At 33.9% G+C, this 25604-nt stretch carries 20 protein-coding genes; 12 read left to right on the top strand and 8 right to left on the bottom strand.

The features are described from left to right. Nucleotides 1-169 precede the first annotated feature (169 nt). From pyk to GBH57_RS03330, 5 genes are all read right to left on the bottom strand, one after another. Nucleotides 170-1600: a pyruvate kinase gene (pyk, locus tag GBH57_RS03310; protein WP_151672626.1), complete on the bottom strand. Its 1431-nt coding sequence runs from the start codon at nt 1598-1600 to the stop codon at nt 170-172. Beyond that, nucleotides 1601-2092, bottom strand: coding sequence for an IPExxxVDY family protein (locus GBH57_RS03315; RefSeq protein WP_151672627.1), 492 nt, complete (start codon nt 2090-2092; stop codon nt 1601-1603). A gap of 179 nt (nt 2093-2271) precedes the next feature. Then, the gene (gene rnc, locus GBH57_RS03320) at nt 2272-3012 is read right to left on the bottom strand and encodes a ribonuclease III (RefSeq protein ID WP_151672628.1); all 741 of its coding nucleotides are present in this window, start codon (nt 3010-3012) and stop codon (nt 2272-2274) included. Nucleotides 3013-3021: 9 nt separating this feature from the next. After that, nucleotides 3022-4275, bottom strand: coding sequence for a beta-ketoacyl-ACP synthase II (gene fabF, locus GBH57_RS03325; protein ID WP_151672629.1), 1254 nt, complete (start codon nt 4273-4275; stop codon nt 3022-3024). Between the two features lie 12 nt (nt 4276-4287). Further along, a complete protein-coding gene (locus GBH57_RS03330; protein ID WP_151672630.1) occupies nt 4288-4521 on the bottom strand; it encodes an acyl carrier protein in 234 nt (77 codons plus the stop codon). A gap of 175 nt (nt 4522-4696) precedes the next feature. On the opposite strand from GBH57_RS03330, the gene purN reads away from it, so the two are divergent. From purN to GBH57_RS03350, 4 genes are all read left to right on the top strand, one after another. Continuing rightward, nucleotides 4697-5269: a phosphoribosylglycinamide formyltransferase gene (purN, locus tag GBH57_RS03335; RefSeq protein ID WP_151672631.1), complete on the top strand. Its 573-nt coding sequence runs from the start codon at nt 4697-4699 to the stop codon at nt 5267-5269. 2 nt (nt 5270-5271) lie between these two features. Beyond that, a complete protein-coding gene (locus GBH57_RS03340) occupies nt 5272-5916 on the top strand; it encodes a ribonuclease H1 domain-containing protein (protein WP_151672632.1) in 645 nt (214 codons plus the stop codon). Nucleotides 5917-6094: 178 nt separating this feature from the next. Further along, complete coding sequence (locus GBH57_RS03345) at nt 6095-7894, top strand: PKD-like domain-containing protein (RefSeq protein ID WP_151672633.1); 1800 nt, start codon at nt 6095-6097, stop codon at nt 7892-7894. A gap of 5 nt (nt 7895-7899) precedes the next feature. After that, nucleotides 7900-8451 carry a hypothetical protein gene (locus tag GBH57_RS03350; protein ID WP_151672634.1) on the top strand — a complete coding sequence of 184 codons (552 nt, stop codon included), beginning with the start codon at nt 7900-7902 and terminating at the stop codon, nt 8449-8451. A 125-nt stretch (nt 8452-8576) separates the two neighbouring features. On the opposite strand, the gene GBH57_RS03355 is transcribed toward GBH57_RS03350, so the two are convergent. After that, nucleotides 8577-10226 carry a hypothetical protein gene (locus GBH57_RS03355; RefSeq protein ID WP_151672635.1) on the bottom strand — a complete coding sequence of 550 codons (1650 nt, stop codon included), beginning with the start codon at nt 10224-10226 and terminating at the stop codon, nt 8577-8579. A 177-nt stretch (nt 10227-10403) separates the two neighbouring features. On the opposite strand from GBH57_RS03355, the gene GBH57_RS03360 reads away from it, so the two are divergent. Together GBH57_RS03360 and GBH57_RS03365 are read left to right on the top strand one after the other, a co-directional pair. Continuing rightward, nucleotides 10404-11327, top strand: coding sequence for a PfkB family carbohydrate kinase (locus GBH57_RS03360; RefSeq protein WP_151672636.1), 924 nt, complete (start codon nt 10404-10406; stop codon nt 11325-11327). A gap of 73 nt (nt 11328-11400) precedes the next feature. Then, on the top strand, nt 11401-13299 hold the full coding sequence (locus GBH57_RS03365; protein WP_151672637.1) for an amidophosphoribosyltransferase: 1899 nt from the start codon (nt 11401-11403) through the stop codon (nt 13297-13299). Nucleotides 13300-13778: 479 nt separating this feature from the next. Here GBH57_RS03365 and GBH57_RS03370 read toward each other — a convergent pair whose 3' ends face one another. Continuing rightward, complete coding sequence (locus GBH57_RS03370) at nt 13779-14387, bottom strand: superoxide dismutase (RefSeq protein WP_151672638.1); 609 nt, start codon at nt 14385-14387, stop codon at nt 13779-13781. A 152-nt stretch (nt 14388-14539) separates the two neighbouring features. Here GBH57_RS03370 and GBH57_RS03375 point away from each other — a divergent pair, with 152 nt between their 5' ends. The 5 genes from GBH57_RS03375 to GBH57_RS03395 all read left to right on the top strand — a co-directional run bounded on the left by GBH57_RS03375 (nt 14540) and on the right by GBH57_RS03395 (nt 24141). After that, the gene (locus tag GBH57_RS03375; RefSeq protein ID WP_151672639.1) at nt 14540-17698 is read left to right on the top strand and encodes a UvrD-helicase domain-containing protein; all 3159 of its coding nucleotides are present in this window, start codon (nt 14540-14542) and stop codon (nt 17696-17698) included. Nucleotides 17699-17730: 32 nt separating this feature from the next. Beyond that, the gene (gene kbl, locus GBH57_RS03380; RefSeq protein WP_151672640.1) at nt 17731-18924 is read left to right on the top strand and encodes a glycine C-acetyltransferase; all 1194 of its coding nucleotides are present in this window, start codon (nt 17731-17733) and stop codon (nt 18922-18924) included. A 128-nt stretch (nt 18925-19052) separates the two neighbouring features. Then, the gene (locus tag GBH57_RS03385; RefSeq protein WP_151672641.1) at nt 19053-20519 is read left to right on the top strand and encodes an OmpA family protein; all 1467 of its coding nucleotides are present in this window, start codon (nt 19053-19055) and stop codon (nt 20517-20519) included. Between the two features lie 62 nt (nt 20520-20581). Further along, nucleotides 20582-23302 (top strand): PD-(D/E)XK nuclease family protein, encoded by a 2721-nt coding sequence (locus GBH57_RS03390; protein ID WP_151672642.1) that lies wholly within the window; start codon nt 20582-20584, stop codon nt 23300-23302. Further along, the gene (locus tag GBH57_RS03395; RefSeq protein ID WP_151672643.1) at nt 23299-24141 is read left to right on the top strand and encodes an alpha/beta hydrolase family protein; all 843 of its coding nucleotides are present in this window, start codon (nt 23299-23301) and stop codon (nt 24139-24141) included. Before GBH57_RS03390 ends, GBH57_RS03395 begins: the two co-directional genes overlap by 4 nt. Before the next feature lie 88 nt (nt 24142-24229). Here the strand turns inward: GBH57_RS03395 and GBH57_RS03400 are convergent, their stop codons facing one another. Further along, nucleotides 24230-25027 (bottom strand): universal stress protein, encoded by a 798-nt coding sequence (locus GBH57_RS03400; protein ID WP_151672644.1) that lies wholly within the window; start codon nt 25025-25027, stop codon nt 24230-24232. Nucleotides 25028-25071: 44 nt separating this feature from the next. Between GBH57_RS03400 and GBH57_RS03405 the strand changes: the two genes are divergently transcribed. Beyond that, entirely contained in the window at nt 25072-25590 is a 519-nt protein-coding gene (locus GBH57_RS03405) for a GNAT family N-acetyltransferase (RefSeq protein WP_151672645.1), read from the top strand. Nucleotides 25591-25604 lie beyond the last annotated feature (14 nt).

A 25604-nucleotide genomic window follows, 5' to 3' on the forward strand; every position in this document is an offset into this window, starting at 1 on the left:
ACATCCTTTTTTAACTATTTATGGATAATTACGAATCAACAAATGTTTTGATTATATGTTACTTAAGGGTGTATTAACGTTTTTCTGAAATTTTAATATAATAAAGCCCTCCTATATTTAGATAAGAGGGCTTTATTCTAATTTGAATATTTCAATTTTGAATAGAGAGCTATTTAACTAATGAAACTCTTAAGGTATTCACCATTCCTTTATCTACAATAGGCATTGCAGCAAGGTTGATTAAATAATCTCCTGATTTCACGAAACCACGGTCTCTTGCAATCACGTTAACATCTTCAACAGTTTCATCAGTGCTCACATATTTATCGTAGAAAAATGCTTTAACACCCCATAATAAATTAAGTCTTGAAAGTATGCGGTGGTTACTTGTAAATACTAAAATATGTGCGTCTGGCCTCCATGCTGAAATTTGAAAAGCCGTATAGCCACTATTTGTTAATGTACAAATTGCTTTTGCATCAATTTCATTTGCCATAGTAGCTGCATGATAGCAGATAGACTTAGTAATATATCTATTTGTACGAACATGTGGTGGCTCTTGCGGAACATGTATAAGCTCACTATTTTCAACTTGCTTACAAATGTTTGCCATTTTTTGAATGACCTGTATAGGATATTTACCAACACTAGTTTCACCACTTAACATTACAGCATCTGCACCATCCATCACTGAGTTAGCAACATCATTTACCTCAGCTCTTGTAGGAGTTAATGATGTAATCATTGTCTCCATCATTTGAGTAGCAATAATTACAGGTATTCTTGCTCGTTTTGCTGTTAGCACAAGGTTTTTCTGAATTAAAGGAACTTCCTCTGCAGGAACTTCTACACCTAAATCACCACGCGCTACCATAAGTCCGTCACAATATGCTACAATTTTATCAATGTTCGCTACTGCTTCAGGCTTTTCAATTTTAGCTATAATAGGAATTTTATGCTCTGTATGAGCTTCAATTAAAGCTTGAAGTTCTTTTAAATCTTCTGCGTGACGTACAAATGAAAGTGCGATCCAATCTACATCTTGCGAAATAGCAAATATTGCATCGTTTTTATCCTTTTGGGTTAATGCTGGTAAAGAAATATTAGTATTTGGAAGGTTAACTCCCTTTCTTGATCTTAAAGGGCCACCTTGGATTACTTTTGTTTTAACTTCAGATTTACCATCTGTTTTTAAAACCTCAAACATAAGTTTACCATCATCAAGAAGTACTCGTTCCCCTTTTTTAACATCTTTAGGGAAATTATCATAATTCATGTAAACCTTTTTACTATCTCCTTCAAATTCTTCACCTGTGCAAAAAGAAATAGTGTCACCTGGATGAACAATTACTTCTTCTTTCATCATCCCAACGCGTAGTTTAGGACCTTGAAGATCTGCTAATATTGCAGTAGTCGTATTTAGTTCTTTTCCTAGCTCACGTATTACTTTAATTGTTTTTTCTACATTTTCGTAGTTCGCATGTGAAAAATTGACTCTAAAGACATTTACGCCCTCAATTATCATTTGCTTCATTACTTCTCTATCAGCAGTTGCTGGTCCTAGAGTTGCTACTATCTTCGTTTTCTTTTGATTCGGCATTTAGTCAAATATTAAATTATTCTTACTCTTTAAATTTTCTGTTTGAACGTCATAAGCAGATATTACTTGCTTAATATCGTTGATATTTGCGATTAGGTTTCGCGTTGCAACTTGGTCATAATCAGATTGGATTTTTAGAAAAAAATCAACTTGTTTATATTCTGGTATAAGTATAGTTGTTACTGTTTCTTCTTGAGATAAATCTCCAAACAAACCTCCACTACTAGCTAATTTAGCTACTTGAGATTTACATTTGTTCGCTACTAAATAATATGTAGTATATTTCATAACGTCATTAAACCCAAATAAAGGAAAAGTTATTTCTAATCCATTATTAGAATATTCAAGATCTAAAGCCTCTCTTCTCAACTTTAATCCCACAAATTGGTTTAACAAATATGCTAATTTATACGATTCTTCACTGCAATGAATTGCAATCAAAGAAAAATCTTCTGCAAAGTCATCATCAAGAATTAGTTTATGTGTTCCCATCTGTTTATTACAACTGATAAAGTTAACGATAGTTTTGATAGTTTCAAGTAAAGAGAATATCAAATTTTTGTAAAACTTAACCAAATAGTAGTCGTAAATGGCTAATTTGACACAGAAATTTGCAGATTATGCTTTAAATCAAAGATAATCTGAAAGTAATTTTATTAAAACTAGGCGATTTAAAAATCTTTCTCAATCTCCGTTTGGAGTTTGTAATATGCTCTTTTAGCAGCGGTTTCTTCAGCTTTCTTCTTAGAAGTTGCACGGGCTTTACCTACAATTTTATCATCAAGATGTAGTTTTACTGCAAAGTGTTTTAAAGTGTCGTTACCTGTGTCTTCATAAACTGCAAATTTAAATTGCATTTTATGTTTTTGACACCACTCGATAAATAGACTCTTATAACTTATTATTTTACCTTCAAGTTTTTCAATATCTACATAGGGCTTGATTACCCTTTTATTTATAAATTTTTCGCAGTATTTATATCCGCGATCAAGAAATATTGCACCTACTAATGCTTCAAACACATTACCGTGTATATTTCCTCCAAACTGGCTAATAGGAATAGTTGTCTTAACATGATTTATTAGCTGCAAGTCTCGTCCTAATTCATTTAAATGTTCTCTACTTACTACTTTAGAGCGCATTTTAGTTAGATAACCTTCATTTCCTCCCGGAACTTCATTAAATAAATGTGCAGCAATTACAGAACTTAACATAGCATCGCCTAAAAACTCCATACGCTCATAGTTTTGAGCATGTCCTTCAGCAGATTTTTCATTTGTTGACCTATGTGTAAAAGCTTCTTCGTAAATAGCAATATTTTTTGGTTTAAACCCAAGTAGCTTATTTAGTGCTAAAAAAAAATCCTCGTCCTTAGGAGCACGAGAATTAAATATGTTTTTAAATGAAGCCATTAATTATCCTTATTCAATCAATTTTCTGAAAAGCACACAAGCATTATGGCCTCCAAAGCCAAATGTATTACTCATAGCAATATTCACTTCTCTTTCTTGTGCTTTATTTAAAGTTAAATTTAAAGAAGGATCAATGTTTTCATCAACCGTTGTGTGGTTTATCGTAGGCGGGACTAAATTATGTTGCATTGATAATATAGAAGCAATTGCTTCTATAGCACCGGCAGCACCAAGTAAGTGACCCGTCATTGACTTAGTAGAGTTAATGTTAATATCATTTGCATGAGCACCAAAAACCTTACTAATTGCCTTTAATTCTGCAACATCACCAAGTGGTGTTGAAGTACCATGTGTATTAATTGCATCCACTTCGCTAGCATCAATACCAGCATCGCGTAAACAATTATGCATTACACGCTCTACACCTATTCCATCAGGATGCGGAGCAGTCATGTGATAAGCATCACTAGACATTCCACCACCTATAACTTCGGCATAAATTTTTGCACCACGAGCTTTTGCGTGCTCGTATTCTTCTAATATTAAAGCTCCCGCTCCTTCACCTAGTACAAACCCATCACGAGTTGCATCAAAAGGTCTTGAAGCAGTTTCTGGACTTTCATTACGAGTAGATAGTGCGTGCATAGCATTAAAGCCACCCACACCTGCTTGCGTTACCGCAGCTTCACTTCCACCTGTAACAATAATGTCACAGTGATTTAGTCTAATATAATTAAGAGCATCAATCATTGCATTTGCTGATGATGCACACGCTGAGACCGTTGTATAATTAGGTCCCATAAATCCATGTTTAATAGAAATATTACCTGGAGCAATATCTGCAATCATTTTTGGAATAAAGAAGGGGTTGAAACGTGGTGTTCCATCCCCTTCTGCAAAGTTTTTCACTTCATTTTGAAACGTTTCGATTCCCCCAATACCTGCTCCCCAAATAACACCTACACGAAATTTGTCAACAGTATCTAAGTCGATACCTGCGTCTTTAATCGCTTCGTCACTTGAGACGAGGGCGTATTGAGCAAAGCGGTCTAACTTGCGGGCCTCTTTACGATCAAAATGTTGTAATGGATCAAAATTTTTAATTTCACAAGCGAACCTAGTTTTGAACTTTTCAGCATCAAAATATGTTATAGGCGCACAGCCACTTCTACCATTCTTTAAACCATCCCAGTATTCTGAAATGTTATTTCCAATAGGCGTAAGGGCTCCTAGGCCTGTAACTACAACTCGCTTTAATTCCATAAATAAGTTTTCTTATTTATTTTCTTCAATATATGAAACTGCTTGACCTACGGTCGCAATATTTTCTGCTTGATCGTCTGGTATTTGAATATCAAATTCTTTTTCAAATTCCATAATAAGCTCTACTGTATCTAGTGAGTCTGCGCCTAAGTCGTTAGTGAAGCTTGCTTCGTTCACTACTTCGTTCTCGTCTACACCTAATTTGTCTACGATGATAGCTTTTACTCTTGATGCAATGTCTGACATAATTTTTGTTTTTAAAATTTAATTAAGTGGCAAAAATAAAATATTTTAACTTAAAACACCATTTAAAAAATAAAATGTGAATTCAATTTAAACATTTTTAGTCAGAGTCAAAACCCTTTGCCTTACTTTTGTTTTTATTATTTGAATAACTCTTAGAAATCTCAGAGCCTTTTTTATGAAGAAGCGTATAGTAATTTTTGCTTCGGGTAGCGGTACCAATACTCAAAACGTGATAAAATACTTTCAGCACAAAGAAATTGCTGAGGTTATCTATGTCCTATCTAACAAGAAGGATGCCAAAGTATTAGAGCGTGCCAAAGCCCTACAAATAGAAGCAGCATCATTTAGCAAAGCCGAAATTTTAAACCCCGAAGGTGTGCTCGCAACATTAAAATCACTTAAGCCTGATTTAATTGTGCTTGCTGGTTTTCTCTTAAAATTTCCGCAGCATATTATTGAAGCATTCCCAAACAAAGTGATTAACATTCACCCAGCACTTTTACCAAAATATGGTGGAAAAGGGATGTACGGACACCATGTTCACGAAGCAGTAGTAGCAAATAAAGAGACAGAAACAGGAATTACCATTCATTTTGTCAACGAAAACTACGACGAAGGTGCAATAATATTCCAAGCAGCAACTCCAGTTACGTTTTTAGACACTGCAGAAGATGTTGCCTCTTTAGTTCATGAACTAGAATACGAATGGCTCCCAAAAATTATTGAAGAACTATTGACCGAAGAGTAATAATGAGTAATAAAAAACAAAAATACTATGTAGTCTGGTTTGGAAATCCTGCAGGAATTTACGATAAATGGTCTAAATGCCAGAAAGCAATTAAAGGTATTGCAGGCGCACAGTACATGAGTTTTTTAAGCCTAAAAGAAGCCAAAATAGCTTTTAATAAAAATTATAAGGACTATAAAGGTAAAGGCACTTCAAAAAAGAAGAAAATGCTCACCGCTGCAGAAAAAGCAGCATATGGAGACCCTAATATGTATTCTATTTCAGTTGATGCTGCATCTAGTGGTAACCCAGGGATAATGGAGTACAGGGGCGTTGATACACAAACTAAAAAACAATTGTTCCATCAAGGTCCTTTTAAAAGAGGAACTAATAATATAGGAGAGTTTTTAGCCTTAGTACACGGTTTAGCATTTTTAAAAAAACACAACAGTGATCGCATACTTTATACTGACTCCCGTATTGCCATGGGTTGGGTAAAGAAGAAAACGTGTAATTCTAAAGTAACTTGGACACCAGAAAACAAAGAATTACTTGAACTTGTAAAACGTGCGGAGTCTTGGCTAAAAACTAATAGTTACCAAACAAACATAGTGAAATGGGAAACTAAAGCATGGGGAGAAATACCAGCCGATTTTGGCAGAAAATAATCTCGTCTATATCTAAATTACAACACTACAATATGTTAATTATATAATTTAGTATAGTTGGATTACTATTTATTTGTAGTTTAGCTATGCTCCCCATAATCTTAAACACTTAATTTTATGAAAAAATTTACCCCCCCCCCCGGTTACAGCCTTTTCATTAATAATCTTAGTGCTCCTCTTGTTTTCTAAAACCAATGTAATTGCACAAGAACGCGTTAGTTGTAACTCAGAACCTATAGAAAATGCATATCTAAATGATTTGTCTTACTTAAATAGTGAGGCACTTATTGATATTTTAAATGAACATGGCTATGAAATACCATCGGACTATCTTTATAACCTAGATGACGCAGGACAATATATCGGTGATATTGGAAGGCAACAAAAGAAAGCCGCAATCCCTAAAATTACTAAAGTTCCAATAAAAGCATGGATATATAGGAATGACAATGGGTCTGGCAATCTTACACAAAACAATGTTACACAGATCATAAATGGTGTAAATCAATTATTGTCGTTTACAAATATTCATTTTTATCTTTTATGTGATATAACTGAAATAAATAATAGCCAGTATGCTAATAATGGAGACCAATATCACTCTGATTATACTACTACAAATCGCATGGAAAATGCTCTTAATATTCACTTTGTAATTGACAGTAATGTAAGTAGTGGCAATGATTGGGCAGGAAAAGCGAATTTTCCGTTTAGCCCCTTAAGCAGTAATAAGTATTCATTGGCATTAAGAGATAGCGGTTTGACTAATGCTGATAAAACACCCATTTTGTCACACGAAATTGGTCACGCTTTCGGTTTATTTCATACACATTACCCAGGAAGGTCAACAAGTCATACTGATAATGGCGGTTGTGGTGATTGTCATCAGGAATCTGTAAGTCGTACTAAAAGACAGGGGGCGGGATGTGTATGGACTTATAATGAACTAAAATGTAATGTAAATGGTGATTTTTTATGTGATACGCCGGCAGACCCTAATTTATTTGGTCAAACCAGCGGATGTTTATATACGGCGAATCATACCGATAATTGGAACCAAGTTTGGGTGCCAGAGGTTGCTAATATCATGGGACAGGCTCCGCAGGCATGTTTGAATACTTTGTCTCCATTGCAAATAGGTAAAATGTTACTTTACATTAACTTAATGAACCCAAATCATCCTACAATTAATATTACAGGGAATGATTTTTTATGTTCAGGAAGCACAGCTACTTATCAAGCAATAAGTAGTCAAAATGTTACTGCTTTTTCTTGGAGTACTTCATCTAATTACACTATATTAAGTGGTCAAGGAACTAATACTATCACTGTACAAGCAAATAATAACAATAATGGTTATGTAAGCGTTAATACCAACTGTGGGCATAAAGAGACTAAGAAAACTATTGAGGGTATCTACTTAATAGAAGTTGACGGAGTAACTGATGTCTGTCCAAACACTAATCACACCTATTCCACTCAATATCTTAGTGGCGCTACCTACAACTGGACAGTAAGCAGTGGAACAATTATTTTTGGACAAGGAACCAATAGCGCGGTCATTGAAATTGCTCCAGACCCTAGTTATCAATCTAACGTTACCGTTAACATTACTAATTATTGTAATTTCAATACTAGCGCAGGTTATACTGTTGACATCTATAACCCTGGACCAGGAGACCCTCCATGCGTTGACAATGGTGGCAATGACGATAGAACATCATTAAATAATAAAAATTTAGAAACAAGTACTTTTTTATTTCCCAATCCCGCAAATTATAGTGTAAATATTAATATTGACAATAACGACAACTATACTCTAGAAATTTATGATATTAATGGAGTTGTCGTTAGAAATAATGATGAGATATATCAAAATAAAGAAATTGACACCTCTAACTGGAAAGAAGGTATATACATTTTTAAATTTAGAAGCAAAAACATGAATTTCTTTAAAAAACTAATCATTAAAAAATAGAAACTATGAAAAATGCAATTTATATTTTTCTTTTTGCAACTATAATTTTGAGTTGTAATAAAGACGACAATGAAACTAATGACGGGTATTTTTTAAATGGTAGATTATCATTTAGTATTTTAAATCAAGATGGCGCAATCCCTGATGATAATAGTATTGAAATTTCCTCTACTCTTGTATTAGAAAATGGAGAACTAGTACCTCCAAATGGAGAGATTTTATGGACTGGTCTCGGAAAAGTAGAATATTTATCAGATATAAGCAAACTAGATATTTACGGCCCAGAGTGCCCAGGTAATTGTACGGAAAGTTATGACACATATAGCATTTCCCTCAGTCGTTTAGATGAAAACAATTTAACTATTGAAGATTACTATGCATACTTAAAATATCCTGACGGCACTCTTGATACGCTCAAATTTAAAGGAGGTTTAAATGAGAGTGACAAAAGTTTCTTTAGACTTTTCATTAATGATGTGGAGATACAAACTTATGACATGGATGGCGTTCCGTATGATGGGTTCGACAAACATGCTTATGTAACTTTGAATATCTAAAACATACATTTTAAGACCGCCGTTTCGATAAATTCAGAAACGGCGGTTTTTTGTTTGAGACTTTATTTAAAATGGGAAACAAAAGCATGGGGTGAAATACCAGCCGATTTTGGCAGGAAATAAGTTTATCTGTTTATTCCTCCTATCCACGCTTCCTTAAATAGCTCTTTAGTTCTTAATCTATTTCGCTCTTTTTTTATCTCAGCAAGATCATCGGTTTTCATAAGATAGATATAAATCCATCCGTTTCTAGGATTTACAAATCGCTCAGGGGCATAACCCTCATCTAACAATTTTTGGGTCCAATTTGAAGCATATTTCTCTTTCGAAAAAACATTTGTAATTAAATAATACCCTGAATCTACGCCCCTAACTGTTAGTTTTTTTATTCGTGATTTCTTTTTAACTTTTTTAGGCACTGCATTGCTTACTACTGGAGTACTTTTAATATATACCCTTTCAGGCGATTCAACTTTTAGTGTAGTTTCCACCACTTTTACTGGAGCTTCAATTTTATGCTCGTCATTAACAAATGTAGCATCAGCAACAAGTTCTTCTTTTTCAACTCTTGGCATAACTTCTTTAATTACTAAAGCTTCTATATCCTTTACTTGTATATTTTCAGCAGGGATATTATTAACCGTTGCTATTGCTTCAGGATTTTTTTTAAGCATTAAAGTTTCTTCTATCTCAGTTTCAAATGCGGTGAAATAAACATAGAACCTATCTGCTTTACTTTTAAATCGTATGCGTGCTTCTTCGGCATTATTAGCAATTAGACCATCATCTAATTTCATTTTAAGCAAGTCGAATCCTAAGGTGTTTGTACTTGCCGGAGTTCGGTTTAAGAACATTTCAGAATTTATGGTAATGGAACTATTAAAAAAGTTAGTATTATCTCGGTTTGGCGTCTGCAACGTTACATATTTGTCCTCTTTAGCACTGTAGAAGGCAAATTGGTCGTTTTTAATATTTGTATCACCTTCTAACGTTGCCATCACTAAAGTAGATTCTATCTGTCCTTGAGTTTTGGTTTTGAAATCATTGAAAGTAATTTCTACAGGGTCTTTTGCTACTTGTCTAAAACCATCGAACGTAGTAAAATATTTAGGCGAATTATTGGGGTTTTCGTATATCATATATAAGTGCCAGCCTGCTGCGCTTCCTCCTTCTAGTTTACCTCGAACTGCACGAATATTTGCCGCAGTAAAATTTCCGGAGTTTAAATTAGCATCATTTAAATAGTTTGTAATATTTGCTCTGCACACATAAGGCGAATCTCTTTTAAATGTGCTTTTTCCCTTAGCATCAAAAACAATATCCCCTTTAATGTCTATGTATGGAGCATCTCCCCATTTTACTTTTATTTCATTTACAGCCGCTTCTCTTCCTCCTTTTTTCTTATAAATTGCTCGTCGAGCTCCCATGCGCATGGTTGATTTTTCGGCGGGGTATAATCCACTCCAATACAATTCAGCATATAAAATACGTGTTGTACCTTTTGGTAAATTAATTTCTGCGCTACTTGAACTAAAGGTACTAGACTCGTTATCAACGTCTACGTAGACCATATCAACAACATCGTTGCTGGTTTTTTCATGATCAAAAGACTTCGACTTATGTTTCCCTAAAATGGTATTTCCAACAACTATTGAACCTCCTTTAGTATAGGTTTTATGATGAAATGTTAATGGGGTTTCCTCTTGTGCTTTTATACAAACAGGAATAGTTAACAAAATGACTATCAATAAACTATGGTAGGATTTAGTTTTCAAAATAAGTAAATTTGGTGCATACAAAGGTATCTTATTTTTTATCTCACCAAAAGCGCATTTTTTTCAAAAAGCTAATGGAATAAAATCATATTTATTTCCTTAGATTTGCAGTCCTTTAAAACAATAAAATTTCCGTGTAAACGGGCTTTAAAATCCCCGTGTTTTCGGGCAAAAAATATGAGCAAATTAGTAATTGTAGGAACCGTCGCTTTCGATGCCATTGAAACTCCTTTTGGAAAAACAGATAAAATACTTGGTGGTGCTGCTACATATATAGGTTTATCAGCCTCTAACTTTGATGTTGATGGCGCAATAGTAAGTGTAGTTGGTGGTGATTTCCCTCAAGAATATATTGACATGCTTTCATCTAAAAAGATGGATGTGGAAGGTTTAGAAATTGTAACAGACGGAAAAACGTTTTTCTGGAGTGGTAAATATCATAACGATATGAACACTAGAGACACTTTAATTACTGAACTGAATGTATTAGAAACATTTAACCCAGTAGTCCCACAAGCCTATAAAGATGCTGAAGTTGTTATGCTAGGAAATTTACACCCTATGGTGCAAATGGGCGTAATTAACCAAATGAACGATCCAAAACTAGTCGTACTTGATACTATGAACTTCTGGATGGACATCGCTTTAGACGATCTAAAAAAGGTTATTGCCAAAGTTGACGTTATTACAATTAACGACGAAGAGGCTCGCCAACTTTCTGGTGAATATTCGTTAGTTAATGCATCGAAAAAAATTATGGAAATGGGACCACAATATGTGGTTATTAAAAAAGGAGAGCACGGAGCGCTAATTTTTCATAAAGATGAAATGTTCTACGCACCGGCACTTCCATTAGCTGAAGTTTTTGATCCAACTGGAGCTGGTGATACTTTTGCTGGAGGTTTTACTGGATATCTAGCAAAAAGTGGTGACTATAGTTTTGAAAATATGAAACGCGCTATTGTGTATGGCTCCTGCTTAGCTAGTTTCTGTGTTGAAAAATTTGGTACAGAAAGAATGCAAGATTTAAATGACACTGAAGTTCGAGAGCGCTTAGAGCAATTTAAGAGCCTGACACAATACGATATAGAATTATCATAAATATGCGCCCTGACTTTTCGGGGCGTTTTTAGTTTAAATTTTTATTAAAATAATCCTTAGCTAAATAACCGCTATGAGTGATGCTTTAAAACACGAATGTGGAATTGCCCTAGTTCGACTATTAAAACCTTTAGAATATTATAAAGAAAAATATGGTACAGCCTTTTATGGTGTTAATAAAATGTACCTAATGATGGAAAAGCAACACAACCGTGGTCAAGACGGTGCCGGTTTTGCCAGCATTAAACTCGATGTAGATCCTGGTGATAGATATATAAGTCGTGTACGCTCAAATAAGTCACAACCAATACAAGATATTTTTGCTCAGATCAATGAGCGCATCAATACCGAAATAACAAATAATCCAGAACTAAAAGACGATGTTGCTGCACAAAAAAAGCACATTCCATATATAGGCGAGTTGTTTTTAGGCCACGTACGCTATGGAACTTTTGGAGGAAATAGTGTTGAAACTGTTCACCCTTTTTTACGTCAAAATAACTGGATGCACCGTAATTTAATTATTGCTGGTAATTTCAATATGACAAATACTACAGAGCTGTTCGACAACCTTATCCATTTAGGGATGCACCCAAAGGAAAAGGCAGACACGATTACTGTAATGGAAAAAATAGGACATTTCTTAGATAGAGATGTTGCTAAACTATACAAGCAAGCAAAGAAAAAAGGGATGACAAAGCAAGAAGCTTCTCCTTTTATTGCTGAAAAGCTTGATATGGCTAAAATTTTAAAGAAATCTGCTAAAAACTGGGATGGTGGTTATGCTATGGCTGGCCTATTAGGACACGGTGATGCATTTGTACTTCGCGATCCTGCCGGAATTAGACCTGCATATTATTATAAAGATGACGAAGTTATAGTAGTAGCAAGTGAACGCCCGGTAATCCAGACAGTTTTCAATGTGAAATTTGAAGATGTAAAAGAAATTGATCCTGGTCACGCTTTACTAATGAAGAAGGATGGTTCTATGAAAATGCAAGAAATTCTTGAGCCTTTAGAACGTAAATCTTGCTCTTTTGAGCGTATCTATTTCTCTAGAGGAAGCGATGCCGAAATATACCAAGAACGAAAAGAGTTAGGAAGATTAATAATGCCTAAAGTTTTAAAGGAAATTGATCACGATACTGAAAATAGTGTCTTCTCATTTATCCCTAACACTGCCGAAACATCATTCTACGGAATGCTAGATGCAGCTCAAAATGAGCTGAACAAACAAAAAAACGAAGCTATTTTAAAAGAAGCCGGAAATTTAACTCCAGAACGTTTAGCAGAAATACAGGCTCATAAAATACGTACAGAGAAAATAGCAATTAAAGATGTTAAACTCCGTACTTTTATTACAGACGACAGTAGTAGAGATGATTTAGTAGCTCACGTATATGATGTCACTTATGGTGTTGTAAAACCTACAGACAACCTTGTAATTATAGATGATAGTATTGTTAGAGGTACCACTCTAAAGAAAAGTATTATTAAAATGATGGACAGGCTTAAGCCTAAACAAATTGTAGTAGTATCATCTGCACCACAAATTAGATATCCAGACTGCTACGGTATCGACATGGCACGCTTAGAAGCTTTAGTAGCTTTTAATGCTGCTTTAGAACTACATAAAGAACGAGGTACAGATCAAATAATTGAAGAAATTTATCATAAGTGTGTAAAACAATTAGAACTTGATGATTCTGAAGTTGTAAACCACGTTAAAGAACTTTACGCTCCATTTACAGATGAAGAGATTTCAGACAAAATTGCTGAAATAATTACTGAGCCAACTGTAAAAACTAAAGTGAAATTAATTTTCCAAAGTGTGGCAGATTTACATAAGGCTTGCCCTGATAATTTAGGAGATTGGTATTTTACCGGAGACTATCCTACCAAAGGTGGTAACAGAGTTGTAAACAAAGCATACGTTAACTTTTACGAAGGAAATCCTGAAAGAGCTTATTAATAAAAACTTATTATTGGAGATTATTTTAAAATGTTATATAATAAAAAAGATGGGGCTCCCCATCTTTTTTATTGCTCGCTAGCTAACTGTAAATTAATATTTTAAGATATAATTATGTTAATTTTTACGCATAATCTTGTCCAATCCAGCTGTAAACGAAAACACTTTTACACTTAAACGAATATAAACACTCTTTATCTAAAACATACTTTTTAGAAAATACCTTTATATTATATTTGAACTATACCATAGCATAAGTAGGTTAAGTTCATGGTAGATTTGGGGCAAAAAAAGACGAACAACTTGTTTGTCTTTTTTTATGCGCAAAATTCTCGGAATCGCTAACACTAGATCATCACTAAAATTAATGATATTTTGGCAATACTAAAATATTAAAATTTCAGATTAAAAAACCCTCAAACTATTTAAATAGCTTGAGGGTTTTAAATTTGTACTCGTTGCCTAGGCAATAAAGAATCTTATTTATTTTTCAAAAAACGAGACCCTACTTCTTCCCAATTAATTACATTGAAAAATGACTCAACGTAATCCGGGCGTCTGTTTTGGTAGTTTAAGTAATATGCATGTTCCCAAACATCAAGACCTAAAATAGGAGTTCCTCCACAACCTACACCTGGCATAAGTGGGTTGTCTTGATTAGGACATCCACATATGTCTAAAGTTCCGTCTTTTTGTACACATAAAAAAGCCCAACCAGATCCAAATTGACCTTTAGCTGCGTTAGAGAATTTCTCTTTAAAATCAGAAAAACTTCCAAATGAACTTTTAATTGCATCAGCAAGTTCACCACTTGGTTCACCGCCACCATTTGGAGACATTATCTCCCAAAAAAGTGAGTGATTATAAAAACCACCTCCGTTATTTCTAACAGCTTTATTGTCCATATCTAAGTTTCCTAAGATATTTTCAATAGTTTTTCCTTCATTATCTGTTCCTTCAATAGCTGCATTTAGCTTTGTAGTATATCCATTGTGATGCTTAGTATGGTGGATTTCCATTGTTCTAGCATCTATATTTGGTTCAAGCGCATCATATGCGTATGGTAATTTCGGTAATTCAAAAGCCATAATATTTTGGTTTTAGAGTTAATACTTATTTGCAACTTCAAAGTTAATAAATCTATAGGCTTAAAAGTGTTATAATATTTATAAGATTTTTATAGCGCTATTGCTTTAGCTTATACGCTAGGTTTTGACTAATTTAGTGCAAAATCTTACTATTGAAAACCTCTGCTCCATTTCTTATTTATGATGCCGCTGCCGGAAGTGGTAAAACATATACCCTTGTTCGCGAATATTTAACCCTCTTATTACAACGCGACAAAAACGACTATTTTAATAGCTTGCTCGCACTTACCTTTACTAACAAAGCAGTAAATGAGATGAAAGAGCGAATTGTAGAAAGCTTAGTTGATTTTTCTGCAGACGAAGCTATTGCCCACCCACCACAAATGATGCTAGATATAGCCGAAATTTTAAAGCGGGACATCCCTTCTATTCAAAAACATAGTAGAGCTATTTTAAAAACACTCCTGCATAATTATGCCGCATTTAGTGTAGAAACTATTGATAGTTTTAACCACAGATTAATTAGAACGTTTGCACGAGATTTAAATCTACCGTCAAATTTTGAAGTTGAATTAGACAGTAATGCACTTTTATCTGAAGCAGTTGATAGCCTAATTAGTAAAATTGGAGAAGATGAGGAAATCACTAAAATACTGATAGAATATGCTATGGAAAAAGCAGATGACGATAAATCCTGGGACATTACAAAGGATATTCTCGACACTGCAAACTTACTAACTAAAGAAACTGAAACACCACATCTTGAAAAACTTAAGGGAAAATCTCTTAAAGATTTCAGAGATTTTAAAAAAGACATACAAAAAAAGAAGGCACAATTAGAATCTGTTATTCTTAAAAAAATTGAGCACACAAAATCAATTCTCGAAACACATAGTTTAAATGAAAAAAGCTTTAGTCGAGGTTCATTTATTACCTTTATTAATAGACTAACTCAAGGTGAATATGGCGTAATTGATTACAATGCCGCTTGGATTAACAACATGGGAGAAAAACCTATGTACACTGGAACATTTTTAAAATCCAATCCAAATGAAGCGGCAATTATAGATGAAAATGTACCTGTATTTATAGAGCTAGTTCAAGCGTCCAAAGAAATTGTAATCCAAATTCAATTTTTAACTATGGTACTAAAAAACTTAACACCATTAAGTGTCATTCATTTAGTTGCACAGGAAATTGAACATATTAAAGAGAGTCAAAACATTATTCCAATACTTCAATTTAATGCTTTAATACACGATGAAATTAAAAACCAACCCGCGCCATTTATTTATGAACGTTTAGGGGAACGATACAAACATTTTTTCATTGATGAATTTCAAGACACATCGCAAATGCAATGGCAAAATTTAGTGCCATTAATTGACAATACACTTTCACAAAGTGCCTTAAAAAAAGATGGCTCTCTACTTTTAGTTGGTGATGTAAAGCAATCTATATATCGCTGGAGAGGTGGAGATCCTGAACAGTTTTTAAGCTTAATTGAAGGAGAAACTATTTTCCCAACACATACTGCTGAAATTGAAAACCTCCCTAAAAACTTTAGAAGTTTTGCCGAAATCGTAAACTTTAACAATAAATTTTTTACTTATGCTGCAAAATATTTTGGCAATCCAAGTCACGAGTCATTATATATTACAGGAAACGAACAAGAAAAAGTCGCTACTCATGAAGGATTTGTAGAACTTTCCTTTTTTGACGAGAAGAAAAAAGAAGATCGCGGCGCACAATATGCTACTAAAATTATAGAAACTGTAGAAAAACTTTGTTTAAATGGTTTCAACTACAGCGACATTTGTGTGCTTACAAGACGTAAAAGCGAAGGTGTGCTTCTTAGCAAAGCACTAATGGATCACGGAATAAATGTAATTTCGAACGAAACGTTATTGCTTCAAAACTCTCCTTTTGTTCAATGTTTGGTTAACACAATTAAGTTAACAATTCAGCCAGATGATTCAGAAACTAAAGTACAGTTACTTGACTTTTTACACGACCATCTTAATATTTTAGAAGAAAAGTACACCTTTTTCAAACGTTTACTTGCTGGAGATATGAGTAATTTTACTAATGGACTAAGTGATTTTAATATTCATATTTCAGAAAAGAAAATTAACGAACGGTCATTATACGAAAGTATAGAATATCTTGTTTGCGCTTATAACTTAGAGTCGGTTGCAGATGCATACCTATATGGATTTATGGATTTCGTATTCGAATATGAACAAAAACCATTAGCAGATAAGCAAGGCTTTCTAGATTACTGGGAACAAAAAAGAGAAAAAGCCTCTGTTGCTATGGGTGAAGGTACCAACGGTGTGAAGTTTATGACAATTCATAAATCTAAAGGACTTGAGTTTCCTGTAGTGATTTTCCCTTTTGCCGAAATTAAACTATACGAAGACAGACACGCATCAAAATGGGTGAGTGTACCAGATGATTTGAGTACCGTTTTTGACGAAACATTAGTGCCATATAGCAGTAAACTTGAGCAAATGGGAGAAGAAGGTGAGCAGATGTATCAAACCCACCGCAACACTTTAGAACTCGACAATTTCAATTTGCTATACGTTACCCTTACTCGAGCAGTTGAGCAATTATACATCTTAACAGAAACTCCTAGTAATTTTAAAGATCACCCCACATCATACAGTCAATTATTTAAACTATTTTTAGTAGAAAACGACTTATGGCAAGAAAGTAAAAGTGAATATTCCTTCGGAAATTTTAAAGAGAAACAAAAATTGTCAAAGGAAAATACCCTTGAGGCAATTCACCCAAAATTTATATCTAGTGAACCCTCAACACATGGACTACATATAATAACAAGTCCTGCTCAACTATGGGGAACAGTTGCACAAGATGCCATCAACGAAGGTAATTTATTTCACGATACTATGGAACTTATTAAATATCATGGAGACGAAAAACTTATTTTTGAAAAGATGAGACGAAGCGCCACAATACCTGAAGAAAGAATTACGGCTTTAGAAAATGCCGTAAACCAAGTGATGACTCATAAAGACATATCTCATTTATTCGAAACTACAACAACTGTAGAAAATGAGCGTGATATTATTACTAAAGAAGGTTTTGTCCTAAGGCCTGATCGATTGAATATTTCAGAAGAAAACAAAAGCATCACTATTGTTGATTATAAAACAGGAGTGCCTAGCTACGATCATGAAGATCAAATAAATGGCTACGCTAATGCCTTAATAGAAATAGGCTATAAAATAGAAGAGAAAATATTGATTTACACAAACGAAGAAATTGTTGTGAATAAAGTATAAATTTGACCTTTATAAAAATTATAACTACCACTATGTACGGAAAGATACAAGAACATCTACAGAAAGAAATACAAGAAATTAAAGACAACGGACTCTTTAAAAGTGAACGTATTATTACATCTCCTCAAGGAGCTGAAATTACTATTAACACTGGAGAAACAGTTATAAATTTTTGTGCAAACAACTATTTAGGATTGTCTTCACATCCAGATGTTATTCAAGCTGCAAAGGACGCTATGGACACACATGGTTTTGGTATGTCATCTGTTAGGTTTATTTGTGGAACACAAGACATTCATAAAGAACTTGAAGAAAAAATAGCAAATTATTACCAAACTGAGGACACTATATTATATGCCGCTGCATTTGATGCTAATGGAGGCGTTTTTGAACCATTATTAGGTAAAGAAGATGCAATAATTAGTGACTCTTTAAACCACGCTTCTATTATTGACGGAGTTAGACTTTGTAAAGCTGCAAGATATAGATATGCAAATAACAATATGGCTGAATTAGAAGAGCAATTAATTGCTGCTAATGCTAATGGAGCTCGTTTTAAAATTATTGTTACTGACGGCGTATTCTCAATGGATGGTATTGTTGCCTCTCTAGATGAAATATGTGATTTAGCTGATAAGTATGATGCTTTAGTGATGATAGATGAGTGTCACGCAGCAGGATTTATAGGTGAAACAGGAAGAGGGACATTAGAAGAAAAGCGTGTAATGGGTCGCATAGACATTATTACTGGAACTCTTGGAAAAGCACTTGGTGGTGCTATGGGAGGTTATACAACAGGTAAAAAAGAAATAGTTGAGCTTTTACGTCAACGTTCTAGACCTTATTTATTTTCAAATTCTTTAGCTCCAGCTATAGTTGGTGCTTCTATTAAAGTTTTTGAAATGTTAGATACAGATACAACGCTAAGAGATCAATTAGAAGAAAACACAGCATATTTCAAAAAAGGTATGAAAGATGCAGGCTTTGATATTGTTGATGGTGACTCGGCAATTGTACCCGTTATGCTATATGATGCTAAGTTATCACAAAATATGGCTAACGAATTACTTAAGGAGGGTATCTATGTAATTGGATTCTTTTATCCAGTAGTACCTAAGGATAAAGCTCGTATTAGAGTGCAACTTTCTGCTGCCCATACGAAAGAACACTTAGATAAAGCTATAAATGCATTTATAAAAGTAGGTAAGAAACTAGAAGTTATTTAAGTAACTTAGTAGTATATAATTGGCGTCAGCCTTTGTATTTAATAAAATTTTAATAGATTTGCTTTTGTTAATAAACTTTAACAACTTACTTTTGCTTCAATTAACACTTAAAAATTAAACAATCGAATATGAAACATCTTAACAGTATTTTAGTTGCTGCCCTAGTATTTCTAGTAGTGGGCGTAGCCAATGCTCAAGACGAGAACAACCCTTGGGCTATCGAGGTAGGTATCAACGCAGTTGATACATTCCCTACAGGTCTTAGAGACGGCCAAAATTCTTCAGACCTTCAAAACGGAGAGCTTTTTGAGGAATATTTTAACGTAAATGACCACTGGAACATTCTTCCTTCAGTGTCTAAATTATCTGTTGGACGCTACATTGGTAGTGGTTTCTCTTTTACAGGTGTAGGTACAATTAACAGAATTGAAAAGTTCGGTGATGTTCCAGCTCAAGAAATTGCTACAGATGCTGTAGATGTAAACGGTGTAGCTGTTGCTGGTAGTGCACTTTACAGCGGTACAGAATTAACTTACTACGGCTTAGATGGTCAAATTACATATAGCTTAAGAGATTTAATCAACGGTCCTGGTGGATGGTTTGATCCTTCTATCGGTATTGGTGGGGGTTATACTTGGATTGATGACATAGGATTTGGTACTGCAAACGGAATTGCTGGTGTTAAATTTTGGTTAGCTGAAAACTTAGCTTTCAACTTACAGTCTACTTACAAGCACGCATTCGAAGATTACGGAGTAAAGCACTTCCAACATTCTGCAGGTGTATTATTTAAGTTTGGTGGAAAAGATACTGACGGTGACGGAGTATACGATGTTAATGATGAATGTCCTGAAACTCCAGGTTTAGCTCAATTTAATGGTTGTCCTGATACAGATTTAGATGGAATCGAAGACAGACAAGATGCTTGTCCTAACACTCCTGGTGTTGCTGAATTCAACGGTTGTCCTGATACTGATGGTGATGGTATTGCTGATCCACAAGATGCTTGTCCTACAATCGCAGGTCTTGCTTCAATGAATGGTTGTCCAGATGCTGACGGTGATGGTATCACTGATGCTGATGATGCTTGTCCTAACGAAGCTGGTCCTAAAGCTAACAATGGTTGTCCTTGGGCAGACACTGATGGTGATGGTATATTAGACAAAGATGATAAATGTCCTAATGAAGTAGGTGTTGCTAGCAACAATGGTTGTCCAGAAGCTGCTCCTCAAGTTACTGTTGAAATCATCAAGCAATTAAATGATTACTCTAAAACTATTTTATTCGATACAGGAAAATCTACTATCCGTCAAGAGTCTTACGGAGTACTTCAAAATATCGCTGATATTATGAAAGAATATCCTGATGCTTCTTTCTTAATTGAAGGTCATACAGATAGCCAAGGTAGCGAAGCTACTAATAACAAATTATCTAATAACAGAGCTGCATCTGTAAGAACTTACTTAACTACAATTGGAATGTCTGCTAACAGATTATCTTCAATTGGTTACGGTGAAAGTCGTCCAATCGCTGACAATAAAACGAAAGCTGGAAGACAACAAAACAGACGTGTTGAAATTTCTTTAAGAAAATAAGCACTTCAAATATATATTTAGAAAAGCCTCCTTATTAAGGAGGCTTTTTTTATTTTTAGGTTATGATATCTTTTCTCGAGGAAACTCTCAAACACCTAAAAAACAAGCACGAAGATCTAGCTGATCTTACGTTAATTCTTCCTAGTAAAAGAGCTGGAGGTTTTATTAAGAATTATCTTAAGCAAAAAGCTGACACTACATTTTTAGCTCCTAAAATAATTAGTATTGAAACGTTCATTGAACAGATTGCTAATTTAAAAATTGTCGATAATACATCGCTTCTATTTAAAAGTTATGAAGCATATCTAACCATCGATAGTATTCAAGAAAAAGAATCATTTGAAAGCTATAGTGGCTGGGCAAGTACACTTTTGGGAGACTTCAATGAAATAGATAGATACCTTCTAGATACTACTCCATTTTTCAATTATTTAGGAGACATACAAGAAATAAATCACTGGTATGTAAAAGATGAAAAAACAGAATTAATAAAAAACTACTTGTCATTTTGGAATAGTTTAAACGAGTTTTATAATTGTTTGAGCTCATCTCTTTTAAAGGATGATTTAGGGTATCAAGGATTGGTTTATAGAAAAGCTGCTGAAGATGTTGAACATTATTTAGAGGCAAGTCCCAGTAAAAAACATGTATTTATAGGTTTCAATGCATTAAATACTGCTGAACAAACTATTGTTCAGGAACTATTAGAAAATGAAAATAATGAGATTATTTGGGATATAGATGCATACTTTTTAGATGATTACCAACACAGTGCAAGCATGTTTCTTAGAGCTTATAGAAAGGACTGGAAACATTATAAAGAGCATCCATTCAATTTTGTAGGTAATACATTTGAAAAACCTAAAAACATAAATATAGTTTCTGCTCAAAAAAATATCGACCAACTAAAACATGTTGGAGATATTTTAGCAAATTCAAGTAAAGAAATATTAGACAAGACTGCTATTGTATTAGCTGATGAATCATTACTCATTCCACTATTACACTCATTACCTCCCAATATAGAAAATGTAAATATTACGATGGGAGTCCCTTTAAAACATACTCCAGCGGCTAGATTTTTTGAACTCTTACTAGAAGTTCAAAGTAAAAAACTACCACACTACTACTATAAAGATGTTATAGGACTTTTAAGACACCCTTTGGCTTCTTTATTAATTCCAGCGTCACAAACTATTATTACGTCATTACACAAAGACAATACAACCCACTTAGATGTAACGGAACTTCTTAAAAAGGCAGATGAAAGCTCAAAAGAAATATTGAAACTTTGTTTTAGACCTTGGAAAACAAATAATGAGGCAATTTCATCTTGTGTTCAAATAATTGATATCGCTAAAAATATTAAAGAGATTAGTGAATTACAGTCCTTAGCTTTATTTGAAGTACATACTATATTCATTAAAATTTCGGCTTTGCAAGAACGATATGCATATTTAGAAAGCCTTAAAACAGTTACATCTTTATACTCCGAATTAATAGATAGTACTACACTAGATTATCAAGGTGATGCCTACCAAGGTTTACAAATTATGGGGGTGCTAGAGTCGAGAGTCTTAGATTTCGAAAATATTATCATCACCTCAGTAAACGAAGGAACGCTTCCTGCGGGTAAATCAAACGCTTCATTTATCACCTATGATTTGAAATCACAATACAAACTGCCTCGTTATACTGAGAAAGACGCTATATATACCTACCACTTTACACATCTCATTCAAAGAGCAAAAAACATAACTCTGCTTTACAATACACAGTCTGAAGGATTAAATACCGGAGAAAAAAGTAGATTTATAACACAACTAGAAACTGCTCCCTGCAAAGGACATAACTATTCTTACTCAGTGCTTGCTCCTGAAATTAAACTAAAACCTACTACTTTAAAAACTTATGAAAAGTCACCCGCGGTTTTAGAGAGATTAAAAGAAATTGCAAGAAATGGGTTTTCTCCTTCATCATTAACATCCTATGTGAGAAATCCAATTGATTTTTACTACCGAAAGGTATTAGAAATTAAAGATCTTGATGAGGTTGAGGAAACCGTTGCCGCTAATACCATGGGAACCATTGTTCACAACGCACTTGAAAACCTATATCAACCATTCATAAACAAATTTCTAACTATTGAAGGGCTAAAATCAACAAAGAAATTAATTGAAAAAGAGGTAATTAAACAGTTTAAAAATGAATTTAATGGTGGAGATTTTAGTAAAGGTAAAAACCTGTTAATTTTCGAAGTTGCGAAACAATACATCGCTAATTTCATCAACTTTGAAATACAAGAACTTACTAACGGTCAATCTATTAAAATAGTACAACTAGAGCAACGTATGGAAATAGCCCTCGATGTTCCACATTTAGGGTACCCAGTAAAACTAGGAGGAACTGTTGACCGTGTAGATTTGTATAACGGCCAATTGAGAATCATAGATTACAAGACAGGTAAAGTAGATCAAAAAAACGTGACTATTACAGAGTGGGAATCGCTAAATGACACTTATGACCAAAGTAAAGCATATCAAGTATTAGCTTACGCATCGATGTACTTTAACAAACAAGAATTCGAAAATGCTACTGCAGGAATAATATCATTCAAAAACTTAAAAAGTGGCTTTATTCCTTTTGGAACAAAAGCATCTTCTAGGGGTAAAATTGACACGCTGATATCAACCGATGTACTAACAAAATTTAAAAAACAGTTAATTTTATTAATTGCCGAAATATGCAATCCTGAAATACCCTTTATAGAAAAAGAAATATGATAATAACTAAAAATAATGTTTTAAAGGAAGGCCTTAAACCCATTCTATTCGATTGTTTTTATACTGAAACTCAAATACCAAAACCTATCGTATTATTTTGTCACGGATATAAAGGTTTTAAAGACTGGGGAGCTTGGGATCTAGTAGCCAAGTCATTTGCTGAAGCTGGATGCTTTTTTGTAAAATTTAATTTTTCGCACAATGGCGCAACACTAAAAAATCCAGAAAAATTTAATGATTTAGAAGCTTTCGCTAAAAACAACTACTCACTAGAACTAGAAGATTTAGATAGAGTTATTACCTTTTTAAGAACTTCTAAAAAATACGAAGGCGAAGCTAATATTAAAAACATTTCAGTAATAGGCCACAGCCGTGGAGGTGGTATCGCACTTATAAAAGCCGAAGAAGACTCACGAATTTCAAAGGTTATTACTTGGGCTGGAGTTAGTGATTATAAGTCAAGATTCAATAAAGGAACAGAGATGTTTCAACAATGGAAAAAAACCGGAAGGTTTTATGTGAAGAATGGCAGAACAAATCAACAAATGCCACACGACTGGCAGTTTTACACAAACTTTATCGACAACGAAGACCAACTTACAATAAGTAGAGCAGCTAAAGCAATTGATAAACCTTGGTTAATAATTCATGGAGACAATGACTTTTCCGTAAAAATTAAAGAAGCACAGAATCTTCACAATTGGAATAAGAATAGTGAATTGGTTATTATCAATAACTCAAATCACGTGTTTGGCGCCAGCCATCCTTGGAACGAAAATGTACTTCCAAATCATTTAAAAGAAGTGGTTCATAAAACAATCTCCTTTATTAAAAAGTAATAGAGGTTTATCGAAAAAGAAAAGAGGACAAATCAATACTTATTGGTTTGTCCTCTTTTTATATAATAGCGTATTCGCTGTTAAAATATTATTTATCCTGAACTCCTAATACAAGAAGTGGCTTTGAAGTATAAAATTCTTCTTTAAGGATTACATTCTTCTCCCATAATTTATTAAAGAAACCTCTTTTACGACGTACAACGCAAATCATATCTGGATTCATTTGTTGAAAATGTTCTACAATTCCTTGGAATGTAGTTGCATTCTCAGTTTTCAAATAAGACTTTTTAATTTTTAGAAGCTTATTACTCACCTCTAACATTTCAGGAGTACTTTGAGGTGTTTCTACGTGAAGAATATTTAAATCCATATTAAACTTTTCTACTAAAGTTGTCAATGGTTCAAGATTACTTTTCTTTTTAAATTGGCCATTTTTAAAAGCCATCATTACATATTTTGGAATCGAAAATACTTCCCCTTCTGGCACAACAAGTACAGGTACATTTGTGTTTTTAATTAATTTACCAGAAGTCTTACCTAAATAAACCTCATCACGAACACTATTGCTACGTGGCGAAATCACCATTAAATCTACGGGTATATGTTTGTTAAAACGTTTTACTCCCTCAACAACATCCCCTTTAATTGGGTGCGATACAACAGTAACATCTTTAGTGTCCACAGCCGCCATAACCTCAGCAATACGGTTTTGTGAATCCTCTTTCATGATAGCGTTTACCTTAGTGAGACCACCTACTTTAGAGACTTCTTTAAAAATCGAAATCACATACACATTTGCATCTACCTCTTTCGCAAGGTCAATAGCATATTGTAAATTACTAACTGCACTTTTTGACGAACCAACTGGAACTAAAATATTTTTCATATCAAATAACTATCTTTAAACTGCTACAAAATTAGTTTATATAAATGATACGCAATGCGAAACCTTCAGAAATTGATAAAATTATTACAATTACTCGTGCTTGTGCAAAGAGCTTGATTGAACAAAACATCTATCAATGGAATGAATACTACCCAAATAAAGCAGCATTTGAAACCGATTTAAAAAATAATGAACTCTATGTACTTGTAGCTGATGAAGAATTAGGCAAAGCCGAAACTTTAATAGGTTGTATAACTATTTCTACAATTAAAGATAACGAATACAATGAAATTGATTGGCTAACTGAGGATGGTCTTAACTACTACATTCATCGTTTAGCTATACACCCAAAAAACCAACGAAAAGGACACGCAAAGCAGTTGATGGATTTTGCTGAAAATTTCGCTAAGCAACAAAAAGCTACATCCCTTAGGCTAGACACCTTTAGTTTAAATACTGCTAATCAAAAATTTTATGAAAAACGTAGTTACAAACGTTTGGGAACTATTTATTTTCCAAAACAAAGTGAGGCTCCATTTTACTGTTATGAGCTAATATTATAATAGAATTCAGAAGT

Source organism: Patiriisocius marinus (assembly GCF_008974325.1).
Taxonomy (GTDB): Bacteria; Bacteroidota; Bacteroidia; order Flavobacteriales; family Flavobacteriaceae; genus Patiriisocius; species Patiriisocius marinus.

Coding starts and splice junctions, on each gene's coding strand:
- GBH57_RS03315 (WP_151672627.1), bottom strand. CDS start 2,092: ATGGGAACACATAAACTAATTCTTGATGATGACTTTGCAGAAGATTTT.
- GBH57_RS03330 (WP_151672630.1), bottom strand. CDS start 4,521: ATGTCAGACATTGCATCAAGAGTAAAAGCTATCATCGTAGACAAATTA.
- GBH57_RS03385 (WP_151672641.1), top strand. CDS start 19,053: ATGAAACATCTTAACAGTATTTTAGTTGCTGCCCTAGTATTTCTAGTA.
- kbl (WP_151672640.1), top strand. CDS start 17,731: ATGTACGGAAAGATACAAGAACATCTACAGAAAGAAATACAAGAAATT.
- fabF (WP_151672629.1), bottom strand. CDS start 4,275: ATGGAATTAAAGCGAGTTGTAGTTACAGGCCTAGGAGCCCTTACGCCT.
- GBH57_RS03340 (WP_151672632.1), top strand. CDS start 5,272: ATGAGTAATAAAAAACAAAAATACTATGTAGTCTGGTTTGGAAATCCT.
- GBH57_RS03405 (WP_151672645.1), top strand. CDS start 25,072: ATGATACGCAATGCGAAACCTTCAGAAATTGATAAAATTATTACAATT.
- rnc (WP_151672628.1), bottom strand. CDS start 3,012: ATGGCTTCATTTAAAAACATATTTAATTCTCGTGCTCCTAAGGACGAG.
- GBH57_RS03350 (WP_151672634.1), top strand. CDS start 7,900: ATGAAAAATGCAATTTATATTTTTCTTTTTGCAACTATAATTTTGAGT.
- GBH57_RS03360 (WP_151672636.1), top strand. CDS start 10,404: ATGAGCAAATTAGTAATTGTAGGAACCGTCGCTTTCGATGCCATTGAA.
- GBH57_RS03395 (WP_151672643.1), top strand. CDS start 23,299: ATGATAATAACTAAAAATAATGTTTTAAAGGAAGGCCTTAAACCCATT.
- GBH57_RS03370 (WP_151672638.1), bottom strand. CDS start 14,387: ATGGCTTTTGAATTACCGAAATTACCATACGCATATGATGCGCTTGAA.
- pyk (WP_151672626.1), bottom strand. CDS start 1,600: ATGCCGAATCAAAAGAAAACGAAGATAGTAGCAACTCTAGGACCAGCA.
- GBH57_RS03365 (WP_151672637.1), top strand. CDS start 11,401: ATGAGTGATGCTTTAAAACACGAATGTGGAATTGCCCTAGTTCGACTA.
- GBH57_RS03390 (WP_151672642.1), top strand. CDS start 20,582: ATGATATCTTTTCTCGAGGAAACTCTCAAACACCTAAAAAACAAGCAC.
- purN (WP_151672631.1), top strand. CDS start 4,697: ATGAAGAAGCGTATAGTAATTTTTGCTTCGGGTAGCGGTACCAATACT.
- GBH57_RS03400 (WP_151672644.1), bottom strand. CDS start 25,027: ATGAAAAATATTTTAGTTCCAGTTGGTTCGTCAAAAAGTGCAGTTAGT.